This window comes from Nonomuraea sp. NPDC049486, assembly GCF_040676925.1.
GTDB classification, from domain to species: Bacteria; Actinomycetota; Actinomycetes; order Streptosporangiales; family Streptosporangiaceae; genus Nonomuraea; species Nonomuraea ferruginea.
The window spans coordinates 162,788-181,721 of record NZ_JBFAPV010000012.1; the positions used below are offsets into that span (position 1 = coordinate 162,788).

Genomic DNA, 18,934 nt, shown 5'->3' on the forward strand with positions numbered 1-18,934 from the left:
CCCCTGAACCCGTTCGCCCACCTGATGCGCCAACCTCTTGTGTCCCCGTGCATCACAGGCTCAGGGCTAGGCTGGCGGGGTGTCATTCGTCGCCGATCTGCGCGTGGTCCTCCGAGGCCGGGATTTCCGGCGGCTTTTCGGCACGAGACTGGTCTCCCAGTTCTCCGACGGGATCTTCCAGTTCGGCGTACTCGGGTTCGCCTTCTTCAACCCGGAGAGCCAGACCACCGCCCTGGGCGTCGCGGCCGGTCTGGCGGTGCTGCTGTTGCCTTACAGCGTGCTCGGGCCGTTCGTCGGGGTGTTCATCGACCGGTGGTCGCGACGGCAGATCCTGATGATCGCGCCGATCGTGCGCGGCGCGCTGCTGCTCGGCGCGGCCGCCCTGGTGGCGGCCGACGTGCCCGACCCCGTCTTCTACATGGCGGCGCTCGCCGTGCTGGGCGTCAACCGGTTCTTCCTGGCGGCGCTGGGCGCCTCGCTGCCGCACGTGGTGCCGAGAGACCAGCTGATGGCCGCCAACGCGGTCACCCCGACCTCCGGGACCGTCGTCACCTTCGTCGGCGTGGGCGCCGGGTTCCTGCTGCGCGAGCTGTTCGGCATCGGCGACACGGGGGTGGCGTGGCTCCTGGCGACCTCCGGCGTGGTGTTCGGGCTCAGCGCCCTGATCGCGCGCACGATGGAGCGCTCACTGCTCGGCCCCTCCCACGACCCCGACCGGCCGCAGACGCGCGAGGCGCTGCGCAACGTGGTGGCCGGGCTCGCCGACGGCGCCCGCCACCTGGTCGGACACCGGGTCGCCGCCGCCACGATGGGCGCGATGGCCGCGCACCGGTTCTTCTACGGCATGGCGACCGCGCTGGGCATCATCCTCTACCGCTACTACTTCACCGACGGCGATCCGGAGGCGGCGCTGAACGGGGTCAGCCTCGTGGTGGCCACCTCCGGCGTCGGCTACTTCCTCGCCGTGATCATCACCCCGTACGCGACCGAGTGGTTCACCATCACCCGGTGGGTGCCGATCGCGCTGACGTCCGCGGGCGTGCTCGCGGGCGTGCTCGTGGTGCCCTTCCAGGAGTGGGGGCTCCCGGTGGCCGGGTTCGTGCTCGGCCTGGCTGGGCAGAGCGTCAAGATCTGCGCCGACACGACCGTGCAGCGCGACCTCGACGACGTCTATCTCGGCCGCGCGTTCTCCGTCTACGACATGCTCTTCAACGGCATGTACGTGCTCGCGGCGGCCCTGTCGGCGGCCATCCTGCCGCCCGACGGCAAGTCGTACGCCGCCGTGGTGATCATCACGGCCGGCTACCTGGCGAGCGCGCTGGCCTACCGGATGATCACCCGGACGCGCGAGACGGTCAGCCCGTGACGACGTCGTTGGCCTCGGCCCAGTCGCGCAGCGCGGCCGTGGCCTCCTCCTTGCCCAGCACGCCTTTGTCGAGCCGCAGGTCGAGCAGGAACTTGTAGGCCTTGCCCACCACCGGCCCCGGGCCGACGCCGAGCACCCGCTGGATCTCGTTGCCGTCGAGCTCGGGGCGGATCTTGGCGAGCTCCTCCTCCTCGGCCAGCCGGGAGATGCGCTCCTCCAGCTGGTCGTACGTGCGCGACAGGGCGGCCGCCTTGCGCTTGTTGCGCGTGGTGCAGTCGGCCCTGGTCAGCTTGTGGAGGCGGGTCAGCAGGTGGCCGGCGTCGCGCACGTAGCGGCGCACCGCGCTGTCGGTCCACTCGCCGGTGCCGTAGCCGTGGAAGCGCAGGTGGAGCTCCACCAGCCGCGACACGTCGGCGACGACGTCCTTGGGGAAGCGCAGCTCGGTCATCCGCTTCTTCGTCATCTGCGCGCCCACGACCTCGTGGTGGTGGAACGACACCCGGCCGCCGGGCTCGTGACGCCTGGTCTTGGGCTTGCCGATGTCGTGCAGGAGGGCGGCCCAGCGCAGGATGCGGTCGGGCTGGCCGTCGTCCTCCTGGGCGATCGCCTGGTCGAGCACGGTCAGGCTGTGCTCGTAGACGTCCTTGTGGCGGTGGTGCTCGTCGATCTCCAGGCGCAGCTTGGGCAGCTCGGGCAGCACGTGGGCGGCCAGGCCGGTGTCGACGAGCAGGCGCAGGCCGTCGCGCGGGCGGGCGCCGCAGACCAGCTTGTCGAGCTCGTCGCGGATCCGCTCGGCCGAGACGATCTCGATGCGCCCGGCCATCTCCGTCATCGCGGTCACCGCCGCCTGGTCGACGGTGAAGCCGAGCTGCGAGGCGAACCTGGCGGCGCGGAGCATGCGCAGCGGGTCGTCGCCGAAGGAGCGCTCCGGCGGGCCGGGGGTGCGCAGCCGCTTGGCGGCCAGGTCGGGCAGGCCGCCGTAGGGGTCGACGAACTCGTTGGAGGGCAGCCGTATCGCCATCGCGTTGACGGCGAAGTCGCGGCGCTCCAGGTCGGCGTCCAGGGTGTCGCCGTACATGACCTCGGGTTTGCGCGACTTGGGGTCGTAGCTCTCGCTGCGGTAGGTCGTGATCTCGATCAGCCAGCCGCCTTTGCGCAACCCGACTGTGCCGAAGTCGATGCCGATCGTCCAGACGGAGTCGGCCCAGTCGCGCACGATGTCGAGCACCCGTTCGGGCCGCGCGTCGGTGGTCAGGTCGAGGTCCTTGCCGACACGGCCGAGCAAGAGGTCGCGCACGGGGCCGCCGACCAGGGCCAGCTCGTGGCCGTGGTCGGCGAACACGCGGCCGAGCTCGTCGGCCACGGGGGCGATCTTGCGGAACAGGTCACGCATGGCCCGCTGCTGCGTTTCGGTCAGATTTGAGTCGGACAAGCTGGGTAGGTCCTTCGATTCCGGAACATATCCCCCGAGCCACACCGGGTCCGGGTTACCTTCGGTCAGGGGACCGACGGCGCGATGGAACGAGGCAAGGAGGTCTCATGAAGGACGCCCTCGCGATCCACCGCTGGCTCCTCGCACACCAGGTCCACCATGAGATCGTACGCCTTCCGCGCCCCATCACTTGCGCGGACGAGCTTCCCGAGACGATCTCCGCCGCGCCCGAGAGGTGCGTGACGGTCACGGTGTTCGAGGTCGCTCCGAGGATAGGGCGCGAGTTCGTCGTCGCCGTCGTCCACCCTCTCGCCACTCCCCCGGGACCGGCCGCCGTCGGCGGCCTGCTCGGTGTCCGTACGGTACGCCTCGCGCGCGCGCACGTCGTCAACAGGGCCACGGACTACGCGGCCGGGCTGGTCGGCCCGCTGCTGCTGCCCGAAGAGCTGCCGCTGTTCATCGACGACCGCCTGAGCGCCGACACCGAGCCGGTCTTCTCCGCCACCGGCGAACGCCACGCGGTCCTCAGCATGCGCGCCCTCGACCTGCTCACACTCGTGTCAGGGAAGACCGTCGACCTCCGCGTGCCGCAGCCCCGCGGAAGCCTGGAGGCGGTCGCGCCGGGGCACTGAGCCCGTACCATTGCGGGCGTGTGTCGTAATCCAGCCAGGGCGCAGGCGTGATCCGGAAGGCCACGCTGCTCGCCGTGCTCTCGGCCGCGCTGCTCGTCCCCTCCACGGTGGCGGCGGCGCCGGGCGCGGCTGCCGCGAGCGCCGCCGCGCGGCAGGGCATCGACCTGACCCTCACCTCCGTCACGCCCGATTACGCCACCGAGCGGGCGACCGAGATCAAGATCACCGGCACGGTGCGCAACAGCGGCTCCGTCGCCACGCCGGGCCTGCGGGTCAGGGTGCGCTACTCCTCCCAGCGCTTCGCCGACCGGGCCGCGATGGCCGCCTACGCCGACGGCACCACGACGGCCACCCAGCCGCCCAACGTCTCGACCCAGTCGAGCATGGTCATCTCCGAGCTGGCCGCCAGCGCCTCCCAGGACTTCGAGCTGACCATGACGCCCGCGCAGTTCGGGCTGACCTCGTTCGGCGCCTACCCGCTCGCCGTCGAGGTGGTGCAGTGGGACGCCGTGCAGCTCGCCTCCCAGCGCACCTTCCTCACGTACGCGCCCGCGACCGGCCAGCAGCAGCCGGTGCGCAACCGGCTGGCGCTCGTGCTGCCCGTGATCGACCAGCCGCGCCGGTCCGACGACGGCACGTTCGTCGACGACGAGCTGGGCGCCGAGCTCACCGGCAAGGGCCGGCTGGCCGACCTGGCGCGCATCGCCGAGATCGCGCCCCCCAGCGTGACCTGGGTCGTCGACCCGGCGCTCTTCGACGACGTCCAGGCCATGACCAAGCCGTTCCGGGTCAAGACCGGCGACGGCAAGCCCGAGGAGCGGCCCGCCGACGCCGCGGCCTCCCAGTGGCTCGTCGGGATGCGCGCGGCGCTGGCCGACAATCCCGTCATCGCCACCCCGTACGCCGACCCCGACGTGACCGCGCTGGCCCACCGGGGCCTCGACCGGCAGCCGGGGCGCGCGCTGGAGCTGGCCGCGAAGAAGGCCGCGCTCATCAAGAGCGACGTGTCGACCTCGACCTACTGGCCGGTCGGCGGCATGCTCGACGCCGACGCGCTCGACCTGCTCGCCGTCGGCGCGCCCGGCGCCACCCGGGTCGGCAAGGTCCTGCTCGACCCGGCCAGCCTGCCGACCCAGCAGGCCGCCTCCGCGGCGACCGTGCTCCCCGCCGTCACCCCCGACGCCGCCACCACGCTCGACACCGTCATGGGCCCCGTCACCGCGCTGGTGGCCGACGCCGAGCTGAGCCACGTGCTCGAACCCACCCCCGGCACCCGCGGCTCGATCCTGCTGAGCAGGCAGCGGTTCATCGCCGAGACCGCGATGATCTCCGTCGAGCCGGGCCAGACCCGCGCGCGCTCCCTCGTCATGGCCCCGTCCCGGCGCTGGAACCCCAGCCCGACGCTCGTCTCGACGCTGCTGAAGACCGCGGGCAAGCTCCCGTGGCTGTCGCTCACCCCGCTCGACTCGATCAAGGTGCCCCGCGACCGGGTCCCGCGCGCCGGGCTGACCTACTCCGACCGCGACCGCAAGCAGGAGCTCAGCGGCAAGTACCTGGAGCCGGTCCGCGAGGTCGCCGCGCAGGCCCAGCTGGCCGCGGAGGTCACCGGCCAGCAGCAGTCGTCCTTCGACGCCGCGGTGCTCAGGCTCGCCTCCTCCGCCTGGCGCGGCGACACCAAGGCCGGGCGCGCCGTCACGGAGCAGGTGAGCGAGGCGGTCAAGGACCGCATCGGGAAGGTGTCGATCACCGGCGCCGGCCCCGACCAGCCGCGCACCCTCGCCGGCAGCGACGGCGAGGTCCCGATCAGCGTGAAGAACGAGCTGAGCACCCCCGTCTCGCTTTACGTCGACGTCAAGTCCGACGACCCAGGCCTGCTCGAAACCCATCTCCCGCAGCTGGAGCCGCTGCAGATCGACGGCGAGCAGAGCGGCACCGTCCAGATCCCCATGACCGTGACCTCCTCCGGCGGCGGCGACGCCTCGGTGACCGTCCAGCTGCGCACCGCCGACGGCCGGGCCTACGGCGAGCCGGTCAAACTGATCGTGCGCACCACCGGCTACACCGGCATCGCCCTGGTCATCGTGGGCGGCGCGCTGACCGTCATGCTGGCGGCGGTGGTCACCCGGATACTCCGGCGCAGGTCGCAGCGGCGGGTCGCACGGGCGGCCCGGACACGTGAGAGTGAGGCCATATGAGCCGCCTGCTGCGTGCCAGCGCCATCATGGCCGCCGGCACGATGGTTTCGCGCGTCACCGGGTTCGTCCGCACCATGGTGCTGGCCTACGCCATCGGCACGGCCGCGCTGGGCGACGCCTACAACGTCGCCTACGCCATCCCCTACAGCATCCTCGACCTGCTGCTGCTCGGCGTGCTCAGCAGCGTCGTGGTGCCGATGATCGTCAAGGCCCAGCAGCGCGACGCCGACGGCGGCCGCGCCTACGAGCAGCGGTTGCTGACGCTCGCCACCATCGCGCTCATCGTCGTGGCCGCGCTGGCGGTGCTGGCCGCCCCGATGATCATCGACCTCTATACCGACTGGGACCGCGGGGAGCGCCAGTTCGAGGTGGCGGTGCGGCTGGCCCAGTTCATCCTGCCGCAGCTCGCCTTCTTCGGCATCGGCGCGGTGGCCGGGGCGATTCTCAACACCCGTGACCGGTTCGCCGCCCCGATGTGGGCGCCGGTGGTCAACAACCTGGTCGTCATCTGCGTCATGGTCGCCTACGCGATCATCGTCTCCAACGGTTCCGACGTCGACGCGGTCACCAACGGCGAGCTGGCCCTGCTCGGCCTCGGTACCACGGCCGGCATCGTGGCCCAGGCGACGGTGCTGGTGATCGCGCTGAAGCGGGCCGGGTTCCGTTTCGTCGCCCGCTTCGACCTGCGCAACGCCCGCCTCGGCGAGATGGCCAAGATGGGCGTCTGGACGATCGGCTACGTGGTCGTCACCCAGCTCGGGTTCCTGCTCACCACCAACCTCGCCAGCGCGGCCGGCGACGTGGTCAGCGGTCACGGCGTCTCCCCGTACACCCTGGCCTTCCAGCTCTTCCAGCTTCCGTACGGGGTCGTCGGCGTCTCGGTGATCACCGCGATGCTGCCCAGGATGAGCCGGGCCGTGGCCGAGGGGCGCTTCGACGAGGTGCGGACCGAGTTCGGCTCCAGCGTGCGGCTCATCGGGGCGGTGATGGTGCCGGTGTCGCTGCTGCTCATGGTGCTCGGGCCGGCGATCGCCGTGCCGCTCTACGGCCACGGCGCCAACACCGTCGCCAACGCCGTCTACATCGGCAACGTGCTGCAGGTCTACGGCCTCGCGCTGGTGCCGTTCGCGGTCTTCCAGCTGCTGTTGCGGGTCTTCTACAGCTTCGGCGACACCCGCACGCCCGTCTTCGTCGGCGCCGGCACCACCGCCGTCAACGCCGCGCTGATGGTGCTGCTCTACAACCTGCTGCCGGCCCGCTACGCGGTCATGGGGCTGGCCCTGGCCTACGCGATCGCCTACGCGCTCGGCGCGCTGCTGGCCTGGGTGCTGGCCTCCCGCCGGGTCGGCGGGCTGGGCGGCTGGCAGGTCTGCATGTCGATGACCAGGATGTATCTCGCCGCCCTGCCCACGGCGGTGCTGGCCCTGGCCACGGTGTGGAGCATGCAGGAGATCTTCGGGATGCCCGGCTTCCTCGACTCGGTGATCACTTTGACCGTCGGCGGCGGGCTGGGGATGATCCTTTACCTGTGGGTCGCCCACCGCGCGCGCATTCCCGAGGTCAGCTCGGTCGTTGGGATGGTCGCCGGGCGGGTACGCCGCTAAAGAGCGCGGGGAGCAACCGGCTCGGGCACTAGCATGGTGCCGACACGCGCGAATGGAAGCAGGAGGGGCGTGGGCGGATCCATCCGGCATAGCGTGCCTGCGCAGGACACCGCCAGGCAGGCACGTCGAGCCGTGACCAGGGATGATCGGGCGAGCGAGGTGAGCCAGTGAGCACATCGGCGATCGAGCCCGGCACCCGCCTCTCCGACCGGTTCCGGCTGGAGGACCGGGTCAGCGAATCCGACGGCGCCACCTACTGGAAGGCCATCGACGAGATCCTCGCCCGCCCCGTCGCGGTGCTGACCTTCGCGCCCGACTTCCCGCGCGTGCAGGAGGTCGTCACCGCCGCCCGGGCCGCGAGCAGGCTCACCGACCCCCGACTCACCCAGGTGTTCGACGCCGCCCAGGACGCCGATCGCGCTTACGTCGTCAGCGAGTGGGTGACCGGCGACACCCTCGCCGACCTGCTCTCTTCCGGTCCCCTGGATCCCGAGCGGGCCGCAGGGCTGGTGGCCGAGGCCGCCGAGGCGCTCGCGCACGCCCACGAGGCCGGCCTCTACCACCTGTGCCTGCGCCCCGGCAACCTGGTGTGGACCACCGGAAACACGGTCAAGGTGCTGGGCGTGGCCGTCGACTCGGCGCTCTACGGACTGACCACCGACCAGCCCGGGCTCGACGACGCCGAGGGCCTCGGCCGCCTGTTGTACGCGGGGCTGACCGGCCACTGGCCCGGCGACGAGGAAGAGGGCACGCTCCCGGCCGCGCCGATGACCGACGGCCACTTCTGCACCCCCCGCCAGGTGACCGCCGGCGTGCCCGGTTATCTCGATACGGTCACGATCCGGGCCTGCCTTCCCGAGTCGCGCCGGGGGCAGGGCGCGCTGTCCAGCCCCGCCGAGATCGCCGAGGCGCTCGCCGACGTGGCCAGGCCGATGCCGATCTCGATCCCGTACGGATCCGCGCCGTCGGTGACGACGTCGGCCTCCCCCAGTGAGGGCCTCGACACCGACCGGCGCAGGCCCACGGCGCCGCAGCACCTCCAGCCGGCCGTCCAGACCGGGCCGCAGGGCGGCGGCAACGTGCTCAACCGGGCGCTGATGACCGCGGTCGTGCTGCTGGTGATCGTCGCGGTGGGCGTCGGCGCCTGGACGATCGGCCGGAGCCTCGGCAGCCCCGACGGCCAGGAGGCGCAGCCCACGCCGACCACCGCCACCACGTCGCCGCCCGCCCAGGCGCAGGCGGTCAAGGCCGAGAAGGCGACCGGGTTCGACCCGCTCGGCGACCAGGAGGAGAAGGCCGAGCTGGCGGCCCTGACCATCGACGGCAAGCCCAGCACGTTCTGGAAGACCGACAACTACAACAGCGCCGCGCTGGGCAATCTCAAGGACGGGGTGGGCCTGCTCCTCGACATGGGCAAGTCCATGCAGATCAGCGACGTGGTGGCTACGCTGGGCGAGGCCCCCGGCGCGACCGTCGAGCTCAAGGTCGGCGACCAGGCCGACCTGTCGTCGCTCAAGACCGTCGCCCGGGTGAAGGGCGCCTCCGGCAAGACGACCTTCAAGCCGGAGCAGACTGCCAGCGGGCAGTACGTTTTGATCTGGTTTACCCGTCTTCCGGCGGACGCGGGCAAGTTTCATGGCACCATCTATGAAGTAGTCGTGCACTCTCCAGGATCGGCATAACCAGGAATCCCTCTTGTGAACTCCCCACCCGAGACCCCCTCACCAGCGGATCGGCCTGCGGTCAGCGACGCCGATCTGCTGGCCGCGCACATCACCGGGGATCCTCACGCCTTCAGCGAGATCGTCAAGAGGCACCGCGACCGGATGTGGGCCGTCGCGCTGCGCACGCTCGGCGACCCCGACGAGGCCGCCGACGCCGTCCAGGACGCCTTCGTCTCCGCCTACCGCAAGGCCGGCTCGTTCCGCGGCGAGGCCGCCGTCACCACCTGGCTCCACCGCATCGTCGTCAACGCCTGCCTCGACAGGATGCGCCGCAAGTCCGTGCGCCCGGTGGCCGACGACGAGCTGATCGAGGCCGCCGAGCGCGACGCCCAGCTGCCCGACCAGACGGTCGAGCGTGAGGTGTCGATGGAGGTCTCGGCCGCGCTCAAACTGCTCCCCGCCGACCAGCGGGCCGCGCTCGTGCTGGTCGACATGATGGGCTACTCCGTCGAAGACGCAGCTCAGGTGCTGCAGGTGCCCAGCGGGACGGTGAAGAGCCGATGCGCCAGGGGCCGCGCGAAACTTGCCCCGATTCTTTCGCATCTGCGGAACCGATCTGACTTGAGTCGCGTCTCATCCGCGAAGGGAGACAGAACTTCGTGACGGGTGAAACGCACTACGATCTGGACGCCCTCGCCGATTTCGCCGAGGGCCTCCTAGACGCCGACACGGCCGGCCTGGTCCGCGACCACCTCGCGGTCTGCCCCCCATGCGGGGAGCTGCTGGCCGATCTAGCGGCGGTTCGAGAGGTGCTCGCGGCGACTCCCACACCGGCCATGCCGATGGGTGTCGCACTGCGCATCGACAAGGCGCTGGCCGCCGAGGCGGAGTCCCAGCGCGGCGGAGTCGGCCTGGCGGATGCGCCGGACTGGGACAAGCTCATGCGCGACGCTCCATGGGAGCGGCAGGAGCCGGAGCCCGTGCGACTCGGGGTGGTCTCCGACGACGGCACGGTCGTCCCGGCCCGCACGCGCACCACCCGGCGGCGCCGGTGGGCGATGCCCGCGGTGGCGGCGGCCGCCGCGGCCGCGGTGGTGGGCACCGCCGCGGTGTCGGCGAGCCTGCTCGCCTCCGGAGGGGGCGAGCCGACGGTCCAGCCGCCACCGGTCGTGGCCCAGAGCCAGCCGTCCCGGGAAGAGGCCAAGGCCCGGGCCTACGCGCTCACCGACAGCGGCCACAACTACAGCGACCAGGAGCTGGCCCAGGCGCTCGGCGACTTCCTCGCGCCCGCCCCGATCGTCGGCGGCGAGTCCGGCGGCAACCAGGTCGACCACTGCGTCGGCACGGTGTCCAGCCGGGCCAAGCTCGAGGTCTTCGCCGTCGACCAGGGCCAGTACAACGGCCAGGAGGCCATCATCATGGCGTCCTGGAAGAACAAGGAGACCAAGCGGCTGCGCATCGACGTCGTCGACCCCTTCAACTGCAAAAACTTGCGCAAGCCCGCTCTGGGCCGCTGGTAAGTCCCTGACCTGTGAAGAGCCCGCCTCGGCGGGCTCTTTCGCGTGTGCGCCCGAGGGCCGGGAATGGCGACGGCTTAGGATCTGTTGAGGCCAAAGGCAACATCAGACTAGAGAGGCGTGGGAGCGTTGGACGACGTTCGTAACGTGATCATCATCGGATCCGGTCCCGCCGGATACACCGCGGCCGTCTACTCCGCACGCGCCGAACTCCAGCCTCTGGTCTTCGAAGGCTCCGTCACCGCCGGCGGCGCGCTCATGAACACCACCGACGTGGAGAACTTCCCCGGGTTCCCCGACGGCATCATGGGCCCCGACCTGATGGGCAACCTGCGCAAGCAGGCCGAGCGGTTCGGCGCCGAGCTGATCGCCGACGACGTGGTGGAGGTCGACCTCAAGGCCGATCCCAAGGTCGTCAAGACCTACGACCAGACCTACTACGCCAAGTCGGTCATCCTCGCGATGGGCTCCGGCTACCGCGAGCTCGGTCTGGAGAACGAGAAGCGGCTGTCCGGCCGCGGCGTCTCCTGGTGCGCGACCTGCGACGGCTTCTTCTTCCGCAACAAGGACATCGTGGTCGTGGGCGGCGGCGACACCGCCATGGAAGAGGCGACGTTCCTGACCCGCTTCGGCCGCATGGTGACCGTGGTGCACCGCCGCGACCAGCTGCGCGCCAGCAAGATCATGCAGGATCGGGCGTTCGCCAACGACAAGATCCGCTTCATCTGGGACACCGAGGTCGTCGACGTCCTCGGCGACACCAGGGTGGAGTCCGTCAAGCTGCGCAACGTCAAGACGGGCGAGGAGTGCGACCTGGCCACCGACGCGCTGTTCCTGGCGATCGGCCACGACCCGCGCACCGAGCTCGTCAAGGGCCAGGTGGACCTCGACGACGACGGCTACATCAAGGTCGCCCACCCGACCACCGCCACCAACATCGACGGCGTGTTCGCCGCGGGGGACGTCGTCGACCACATCTACCGCCAGGCGATCACCGCGGCGGGCACCGGCTGCTCGGCGTCCCTCGACTCCGAGCGCTGGCTCGCCAACAACGAGAAGTAAGGGAGCGCATCCGTGAAGGCAGTTACCGACGCCACGTTCGAGGCCGAGGTCCTCAAGAGCGAGAAGCCCGTTCTGGTCGACTTCTGGGCCGAGTGGTGCGGCCCGTGCCGTCAGGTCGCGCCCATCCTCCAGGAGATCGCCAACGAGCACGGCGACAAGCTCGAGATCGTCAAGCTCAACATCGACGAGAACCCCGAGGTTCCCCGGCAGGCGGGTGTCCTCCAGATCCCGACGATGAACGTCTACAAGGGCGGCGAGCTCGTCAAGCAGATCATCGGCGCCAAGCCGAAGGCCATGCTGCTCCGCGAGCTCGACGGCATCATCTAGGTCCGTCCAGCCGAGAGCCCTCCGCCGCGTGGCGGAGGGCTCTCGCGTTCACAGCTCGCCTCGATACCAGGCCTCGGCCTCGGCTCTCAGCGCGTGCTCGTCCGGTTCCGGCGGCCGCGCTCCGGCGGCCTTCCCCAGCAGTGCCCGTACGAACCGGTCCGGATCGTACGGAGGAGTGAAGGACGCGACGAGAGGGTCGCCCGCGTCGCAGCGGGCGCACAGGAGCACCTCGCTGATGCCCCGGACCTCGTTCCCCGAGGCGTTCGTCCAGATGTGGGGCAGGCGCAGGACGGCGAGGACGTCGCCGGTGCGGCACCTCGGGCACGCCGGGGTCATGCGAACGCGCCGGCGCCGAGCAGCGCCTTGACGTCGCCGTAGAACGCCGGCTCGGCGGCGACCCGGAACGGGCGGAGGTCCAGCAGCACGGCCCCGACCCGCACGTGCACGGGAGCTCTGCCGGGATGGGTGGTCAGGATGTGCTTGAACTCCCGGACGAGTCGCGGGTTCAGCTGGTTCTCCCTGACCGAGATCACCACGGGCGGCTCGGCGTCCGCCCGGGTGACGTCCAGGACGGCGATCTCCTCGGCGTAGACGCTCGTCGTCTCGTCGCGCACGTTGACCCGTCCGCGTACGGAGATCACCCGGTCCTGGGCCAGCGCCTCCCCGTACAGGATGTAGGTCTTGGGGAAGACGAGGCACTCTACGGAGGCATCGTGGTCCTCCAGGGTGACGATCGCCCACGGGCTGCCCTGCTTGGTGACCTTGCGCTGCAGGCCGGAGACGATGCCGCTGACCCGGGCCGCGGCGTCCTGCCGTCCGGAGGCCAGCAGGTCGGCGATCGTGGTGTCGCGGTTGGCGTCGAGGATGTGCTCGGCGCCGTCGAGCGGGTGGCTGGAGACGTACAGCCCGAGCATCTCGCGCTCGAAGGTCAGCAGCGTGGCCTGGTCCCACTCGCCTTCGGGGATCACGACGGAGAACCCCTCGCCCTGCTCGGTGTGCTCGCCGAAGAGCGAGTCCTGACCGCGCGCCTCGTTCCGCTTGACGTCGGCGACCAGGTCGACGGCCTGCTCGTGCACCGCGACCAGGGCCTTGCGGTGATGGCCCAGGCTGTCGAAGGCCCCCGCCTTGGCCAGTGACTCGATGACCCGCTTGTTGCAGACCACAGAGGGGACCTTGGCGAGGAAGTCGTTGAAGCAGGCGTAGCGGCCCGCGGTCTCCCTGGTGGTGACGATGGCGTCCACGGCGCCGGCGCCGACGTTGCGGACGGCGCCCAGGCCGAAGCGGATGTCGGAGCCGACGGCGGCGAAGTCCAGCCGGCTGGCGTTGACGTCGGGAGGCAGCACCCTGATGCCCAGGCGACGGCAGTCGGCCAGATAGACGGCCATCTTGTCCTTGTCGTCGCCGACCGAGGTGAGCAGCGCCGCCAGATACTCCTGCGGGTGGTTGGCCTTGAGGTAGGCGGTCCAGTAGGAGACCAGGCCGTATCCGGCGGTGTGCGACTTGTTGAAGCCGTAGCCGCTGAACGGGACCAGCACGTCCCAGACCGCGCCGATCGCCTCGGCGGAGAAGCCGCGCTCGCGCATCCCGGCGGAGAAGCGGTCCCACTCGGCGTCCAGGACCTCCTTCTTCTTCTTGCCCATGGCCCGGCGCAGCATGTCGGCGGCGCCGAGGGAGTAGCCGGCCAGCTGCTGGGCGATGGCCATCACCTGTTCCTGGAAGACGACCAGGTGGTAGGTGTCGCCCAGGATGGGCTCCAGCGCCTGTTCCAGCTCCGGGTGGATGGGCTCGACGGGCTGCCTGCCGGTCTTGCGCAGCGCGTAGTTGGTGTGGGCGTTCATCTCCATCGGGCCGGGCCGGTAGAGCGCGTTCACCGCGGCGATGTCGGTGAACGTGGTGGGCCGCATCAGCCTCAGCAGGACCCGCATGCCGCCGCTGTCGAGCTGGAAGACGCCGAGCGTGTCGCCGCGCGCCAGCAGCTCGTACGTGGTCGGGTCGTCGAGCGGGATGTCCAGGATGTCGAGGTCGACGCCCTTGTTGGCGCGGACACCCGCGATGGCGTCGCCGATGACGGTGAGGTTGCGCAGGCCGAGGAAGTCCATCTTCAGCAGGCCCATGTCCTCGGCCTGGGTGAACGGGAAACCGGTGATGACCGGGCCGCCGGCCTTGGGCTTGACCAATGGGAGCACGTCGATCAGCGGCTCGCTGGAGAGGATCACGCCCGCGGCGTGCACGCCGGTGCCCCGGGTGAGGCCCTCGATGCCGGCCGCGGTGTCGATCACCCGCTTGACGTCGGGGTCCCGCTCGTACATCTGACGCAGCTCGCTCGCCTCGCCGTGCCTGGGGTGGGCGGCGTCGTGGATGGCGGCCAGCGGGATCTCCTTGCCGCCGTCCGCCGCGGGGAACGCCTTGGTGATGCGGTCGCCCAGCGCGTAGGGCAGGCCGAGCACCCGGCAGGAGTCCTTGATGGCGGCCTTGGCCTTGATGGTGCTGAAGGTGACGATCTGGCAGACCCGGTCGTCGCCGTACCTGCGCGTGACGTAGTCGATCATCTCGTCCCGCCTCCGGTCGTCGAAGTCCAGGTCGACGTCGGGCATGGTGACGCGTTCGGGGTTGAGGAAGCGTTCGAAGATGAGCCGGTGCTCGATCGGGTCGAGCTGGGTGATGCCCGTGCAGTAGGCGACCATCGAGCCCGTGGCGGAGCCGCGGCCGGGGCCCAGGCCGATGCCGTTCTCGCGCGCGTACCGGCAGATGTCGGCCACGACCAGGAAGTAGCCGGGGAACCCCATCGCGTCGATGACGGACAGCTCGTAGTCGATGCGGTCGAGCACCTCCCGCGGCGGATCGCCGCCGTAGCGGCGGCGCGCCCCGTCGAGCGTCTCCGCGCGCAGCCAGCTCGACTCGGTCTCGCCCTCGGGTACGGGGAAGCGCGGCGTCAGATCGCGGTGCGCGAACACCTCGTCGTAGTCGCCGACCCGCTCGGCGATCAGCAGGGTGTTGTCGCAGGCGCCGGGCACCTCGGCGTCCCAGAGCGCGCGCATCCGGGCGGGAGACTTGATGAAGTAGCCGCTGCCGGAGAACCGGAAGCGGTCGGCGTCGGCCAGGCGCTTGCCCGTGCCCACGCACAGGAGCGCGTCATGGGCTCCGGCCTGGTCCTCCGTGACGTAGTGGGAGTCGTTGGTGGCCAGGGGCGGCAGTCCGAGCCGCTTGCCGAGGCGCAGGAGGTCGTCCCTGACCCGGCGCTCGATGGCCAGGCCGTGGTCCATCAGCTCCAGGAAGTAGTTGCCGGGGCCGAAGAGGTCGCGGTAGCGCGCGGCGGCCTCGACGGCCTGGTCGTACTGGCCGAGGCGGAGCCTGGTCTGCACCTGGCCGGAGGGGCAGCCAGTGGTGGCGATGATGCCGGGGGCGTGTTCGGCCAGCAGTTCATCATCCATACGCGGATATTTCTGGACATGCCCCTCCAGCCAGGCCCGTGACTGGAGGCGGAACAGGTTACGCAGCCCCTGCGCGCCGGTCGCCCACATGGTCATGTGCGTGTAGAGGCCGCGCCCGGAGACGTCGCCGCCCTCGCCGGTCTCGTCGTCGGACCGGCGCAGCGCGAGGTTGTCGCTGTAGTACACCGGCTTCCGGTGGAGCCGCGACTCCGGGGCGACGTAGGCCTCGATGCCGATGATGGGTTTGACTCCGGCCTTGCGCGCCGTCCGGAAGAACTCGTACGCACCGTGCACGTTGCCGTGGTCGCTCATCGCCACGGCGGGCATCTCCTGGCGGGCGACCTCGTCCATCAGCAGGCCGACCTTGGCTGCGCCGTCGAGCATGCTGTACTCCGTATGCACATGCAGATGGACGAAGGACACCACGTCTCCCAGTTGTAGGCTCGCTCGCGAACCCGAGCATTCGACCCGAGAGGCGGCCCGGTTGTCCAACAATCGACACGCCGATCCCCCACATCCACCGGTTGTGGACCTGGACCTCGGCACGGTCCGGGCCTTCGTCGCCGTCACCGAGGACCACTCCTTCAGCGAGGCCGCCACCCGGCTGGAGATCAGCCAGCAGGCCGTCTCCAAGCGGATCGCCAAGCTGGAGTCCGACCTCGGCGTGCGGTTGTTCTACCGCTCACGCAACGGGGCCGCCCTCACCGAGGACGGCCGGGCGTTCCTGCACTACGCCCGCAGCCTCGTCGGCCTCGCGGACCAGGCGCTCGGCGTGCTGCGCGGCCGCTTCCGCCCGCTCCGGGTCGACGTCCTGGACACCAGGCTGGCCTCGGTCGAGCTGGTCAGGGCGTTCCACAGTACGGCCGAGGATGTGCACATCGACGTCACCACCTCGAACGGCCTCAGGTCGGCCCGCGGCACGCTCACCAGGGGATCCGTCGACGCCGCCTTCGTCCGCGTCAGCGGGACGCTGGAGGAGGACCTCCAGCACGTGCCGGCCTACTTCGATCCGGTGCACCTGCTGATCAGCCGCGACCACCCGCTGGCCGACCGGCGCGCGGTGGAGGTGTCACGGCTCTCGGGATCGACCGTGTGGATGCCCGGCAACGCCCCCGGCAGCGAGTGGGCCGAGTTCTACGGCCTCCTCGGCGCCGCGTTCGACCTCCGGATCGACGCGACGGGGCCGGACTTCGGCTGGGAGCACTTCGTGGCCGACATCGCCACGGGCGAACGCCTCGGGTTCGTCGGCGAGGGCTGCCGCCTGCCCTGGCATGCCGGTGTCGTGCAGATCCCGGTCGTCGACCCCGTCCCCGTCTACCCGTGCTCGCTGCTCTACCACCGGCAGAACCACCACCCGGTGCTGGCCTCGCTCGTCGACTTCGTGTCCGAGGGGTTCCGGCCGCTCGACCCGCGGCGCCAGTGGGTGCCGGACGCCGACCGCGCCGCCCTGGCCGCAGGAGGGCGCTGACGGGCCCGTACGAGGGCGGGCGGGGGCAGACTGGGGTCAGACCGGGCGAAGGGCGCGTTCGGGGCTCATGGAGCCCAGGAGACGTTCCAGGGCGACCTCGACGTCCTCGCGCCAGGACACGGCGGTTTTCAGCTCCAGCCGTAGCCGCGGAAATCGCAAATGCGGACGAACAGTTTTAAAGCCTACGGAAAGCAAATATTCAGCAGGAACCACGCAACTCGGCTCCTCCCATTTGAGGTCCCCGAATGCCTCGATCGCCTTGACCCCCCGGCGCGTGAGGTCCTTGGCCACGCCCTGGATGAGCATCCGCCCCAGCCCGCCGCCGGAGAACTCCTGCACGATATGGGCCGTCATCAGCAGCACGGCGTCGGCGCTGACCGGGGACGTGGGGAAGGCCACCGAACGCGGGCTGTAGAGCGGGGGGCTGTAGAGCACGAACCCCGCAGGCACCCCGTCGACATAGACGATCTTCCCGCAGCTCCCCCATTCGAGGAGCGTGCCGGAGATCCAGGCCTCCTTCTCCAGCCCCGGGTCACCCGACTTCACCGCCCGCTCTCCGCTGACAGGGTCGAGCTCCCAGAAAACACACTGGCGGCAGCGCCTTGGAAGATCTTCCAGATTGTCCAGGGTGATATTGACCAGCCGACGCGACAACTACGGCCCCAATCGTAGACCCGGAAAAGCGCGGAAAACCGCGTCCCCACCTGGCATCGTAGCCCAGTGACGGTCTCGCCAGCGGTCACCACGGCCGTACCGCCCCGTCATGGGCGACATGTCCGGCTGGCGTAACCTGGAGTCTCGGATCGATATACACCTAGGAGGTGGGCCGTGACAGAAGAGCAGGATCACGGTCAGACGCCCGCGACCCAAGGGTCGCGCATCGACGCCTACGTCGACCGGTACGCCGCGCGAGCTACCGGGATGGTCGCCTCCGAGATCCGAGCTCTCTTCGCCGTCGCGTCGAGGCCCGAGGTGGTCTCGCTCGCGGGCGGCATGCCGTACGTCACGGCGCTTCCCCTCGACATGGTCGGCGAGCTGGTCTCGGATCTCGTGACCAGGCGCGGGCCCGTAGCGCTCCAGTACGGCTCCGGCCAGGGCGACCCGCATCTGCGCGAGCAGATCTGCGAGGTCATGGCGCTGGAAGGGATTCAGGCCGGCGGCAACGACGTGGTCGTCACCGTCGGCTCACAGCAGGCACTCGACCTGATCACCCGGATCTTCATCGATCCGGGTGATGTGGTCCTGGCGGAGGGCCCCTCGTACGTGGGCGCCCTCGGCACCTTCGCCGCATACCAGGCCAAAGTGGTGCATATCGCCATGGACGATCAGGGCATCCTGCCCGAATCCCTCGCCCAGACCATCTACGCCCTGGAAACGGCGGGAGCTCCGATCAAGTTCCTGTACACGATCCCGACCTTCCACAACCCCGGCGGCGTCACGCTCAACACCGCGCGGCGCCAGCAGGTGCTCGACATCTGCCAGCGCGCCGGGGTGCTCATCGTCGAGGACAACCCGTACGGGCTGCTCGGTTTCGACGGCGAGCCGATGCGCGCGCTGCGCGCGGACAACCCCGACGGGGTGGTCTACCTCGGGTCGTTCTCCAAGACGCTCGCCCCGGGCTTCCGCGTCGGCTGGGCGCTCGCCCCGCACGCCGTCCGCGACAAGCTCGTGCTCGCCATGGAGTCGGCCGTGCTGTCCCACTCGTCGTTCACCCAGCTGGCCGTCGGCCAGTACCTCGCCACGCAGCCGTGGCGCGAGCAGATCAAGACGTTCAAGGAGCTCTACCGCGAGCGCCGCGACGCCATGCTCGACGCCCTGGAGTCGCTGATGCCTCCGGAGGTCACCTGGACACGGCCCGCGGGCGGGTTCTTCGTCTGGGCGACGCTTCCCGAAGGGCTCGACTCGAAGGCGATCCTGCCCCGCGCGGTGGCCGAGCGGGTGGCGTTCGTCCCGGGCACCGGGTTCTTCTCCGACGGCAGCGGCGCCCGCCACATGCGGCTGTCGTTCTGCTATCCGGAGCCGCACCGCATCCGGGAGGGCGTCCGCCGTCTGGCGGGCGTCATCGAGCAGGAGATGCAGCTGCGCGACACGTTCGGCACCGGCTCCACCCGGGACCACCCCGGCGTGGACACGCCCGGCCCCGACCTGGCCTGACCACCTCACGAACGACCGGCGTCCGCGCGGACGCCGGTCGTTCGCCGTTCCACCCGGCCGGCGTGAACCACGCCCGTCGTAC

15 protein-coding genes are annotated in these 18,934 nt (G+C 70.5%); 11 read left to right on the forward strand and 4 right to left on the reverse strand.

Annotated features, from left to right (window positions below; translation table 11 throughout):
• Window positions 1-79: 79 nt before the first annotated feature.
• Complete coding sequence (locus tag AB0K05_RS31435) at window positions 80-1,366, forward strand: MFS transporter (protein WP_219549781.1); 1,287 nt, start codon at window positions 80-82, stop codon at window positions 1,364-1,366.
• Here AB0K05_RS31435 and AB0K05_RS31440 read toward each other — a convergent pair.
• Window positions 1,356-2,759: a CCA tRNA nucleotidyltransferase gene (locus AB0K05_RS31440; protein WP_364233921.1), complete on the reverse strand. Its 1,404-nt coding sequence runs from the start codon at window positions 2,757-2,759 to the stop codon at window positions 1,356-1,358. The genes AB0K05_RS31435 and AB0K05_RS31440 overlap by 11 nt on opposite strands.
• 146 nt (window positions 2,760-2,905) lie before the next feature.
• Between AB0K05_RS31440 and AB0K05_RS31445 the strand changes: the two genes are divergently transcribed.
• The 8 genes from AB0K05_RS31445 (at window position 2,906) to trxA (ending at window position 11,799) form a co-directional block, all read left to right on the forward strand.
• Window positions 2,906-3,430, forward strand: a complete 525-nt coding sequence (locus AB0K05_RS31445) for a YbaK/EbsC family protein (RefSeq protein ID WP_271276836.1) — start codon at window positions 2,906-2,908, stop codon at window positions 3,428-3,430.
• 47 nt (window positions 3,431-3,477) lie between these two features.
• On the forward strand, window positions 3,478-5,625 hold the full coding sequence (locus AB0K05_RS31450; RefSeq protein WP_364233925.1) for a DUF6049 family protein: 2,148 nt from the start codon (window positions 3,478-3,480) through the stop codon (window positions 5,623-5,625).
• The gene (gene murJ / locus AB0K05_RS31455) at window positions 5,622-7,229 is read left to right on the forward strand and encodes a murein biosynthesis integral membrane protein MurJ (RefSeq protein ID WP_364233927.1); all 1,608 of its coding nucleotides are present in this window, start codon (window positions 5,622-5,624) and stop codon (window positions 7,227-7,229) included. The genes AB0K05_RS31450 and murJ overlap by 4 nt, the downstream gene beginning before the upstream one ends.
• A 167-nt stretch (window positions 7,230-7,396) precedes the next feature.
• Window positions 7,397-8,911 carry a protein kinase family protein gene (locus AB0K05_RS31460; RefSeq protein WP_271276839.1) on the forward strand — a complete coding sequence of 505 codons (1,515 nt, stop codon included), beginning with the start codon at window positions 7,397-7,399 and terminating at the stop codon, window positions 8,909-8,911.
• Between the two features lie 15 nt (window positions 8,912-8,926).
• Window positions 8,927-9,556, forward strand: coding sequence for an RNA polymerase sigma factor SigM (sigM, locus tag AB0K05_RS31465; protein WP_148035945.1), 630 nt, complete (start codon window positions 8,927-8,929; stop codon window positions 9,554-9,556).
• Window positions 9,553-10,413, forward strand: coding sequence for a zf-HC2 domain-containing protein (locus AB0K05_RS31470; protein WP_364233931.1), 861 nt, complete (start codon window positions 9,553-9,555; stop codon window positions 10,411-10,413). Before sigM ends, AB0K05_RS31470 begins: the two co-directional genes overlap by 4 nt.
• 126 nt (window positions 10,414-10,539) lie before the next feature.
• Window positions 10,540-11,472 (forward strand): thioredoxin-disulfide reductase, encoded by a 933-nt coding sequence (gene trxB, locus AB0K05_RS31475; protein ID WP_148035943.1) that lies wholly within the window; start codon window positions 10,540-10,542, stop codon window positions 11,470-11,472.
• 12 nt (window positions 11,473-11,484) lie between these two features.
• Complete coding sequence (gene trxA / locus AB0K05_RS31480; protein WP_148035942.1) at window positions 11,485-11,799, forward strand: thioredoxin; 315 nt, start codon at window positions 11,485-11,487, stop codon at window positions 11,797-11,799.
• 48 nt (window positions 11,800-11,847) lie between these two features.
• Here trxA and AB0K05_RS31485 read toward each other — a convergent pair whose 3' ends face one another.
• Entirely contained in the window at window positions 11,848-12,135 is a 288-nt protein-coding gene (locus AB0K05_RS31485; protein ID WP_148035941.1) for a DUF6300 family protein, read from the reverse strand.
• Window positions 12,132-15,656, reverse strand: a complete 3,525-nt coding sequence (dnaE, locus tag AB0K05_RS31490; RefSeq protein WP_364233936.1) for a DNA polymerase III subunit alpha — start codon at window positions 15,654-15,656, stop codon at window positions 12,132-12,134. Before dnaE ends, AB0K05_RS31485 begins: the two co-directional genes overlap by 4 nt.
• Before the next feature lie 100 nt (window positions 15,657-15,756).
• Between dnaE and AB0K05_RS31495 the strand changes: the two genes are divergently transcribed.
• Window positions 15,757-16,698, forward strand: a complete 942-nt coding sequence (locus AB0K05_RS31495; protein ID WP_364233938.1) for a LysR family transcriptional regulator — start codon at window positions 15,757-15,759, stop codon at window positions 16,696-16,698.
• 36 nt (window positions 16,699-16,734) lie between these two features.
• On the opposite strand, the gene AB0K05_RS31500 is transcribed toward AB0K05_RS31495, so the two are convergent.
• Window positions 16,735-17,352: a GNAT family N-acetyltransferase gene (locus tag AB0K05_RS31500; RefSeq protein WP_148035938.1), complete on the reverse strand. Its 618-nt coding sequence runs from the start codon at window positions 17,350-17,352 to the stop codon at window positions 16,735-16,737.
• A 267-nt stretch (window positions 17,353-17,619) separates the two neighbouring features.
• Here AB0K05_RS31500 and AB0K05_RS31505 point away from each other — a divergent pair, with 267 nt between their 5' ends.
• On the forward strand, window positions 17,620-18,852 hold the full coding sequence (locus AB0K05_RS31505) for a PLP-dependent aminotransferase family protein (RefSeq protein ID WP_246640482.1): 1,233 nt from the start codon (window positions 17,620-17,622) through the stop codon (window positions 18,850-18,852).
• The last annotated feature ends 82 nt before the right edge of the window (window positions 18,853-18,934 follow it).

Coding starts and splice junctions, on each gene's coding strand:
- AB0K05_RS31440 (WP_364233921.1), bottom strand. CDS start 2,759: ATGCGTGACCTGTTCCGCAAGATCGCCCCCGTGGCCGACGAGCTCGGC.
- AB0K05_RS31445 (WP_271276836.1), top strand. CDS start 2,906: ATGAAGGACGCCCTCGCGATCCACCGCTGGCTCCTCGCACACCAGGTC.
- murJ (WP_364233927.1), top strand. CDS start 5,622: ATGAGCCGCCTGCTGCGTGCCAGCGCCATCATGGCCGCCGGCACGATG.
- AB0K05_RS31485 (WP_148035941.1), bottom strand. CDS start 12,135: ATGACCCCGGCGTGCCCGAGGTGCCGCACCGGCGACGTCCTCGCCGTC.
- AB0K05_RS31505 (WP_246640482.1), top strand. CDS start 17,620: ATGGTCGCCTCCGAGATCCGAGCTCTCTTCGCCGTCGCGTCGAGGCCC.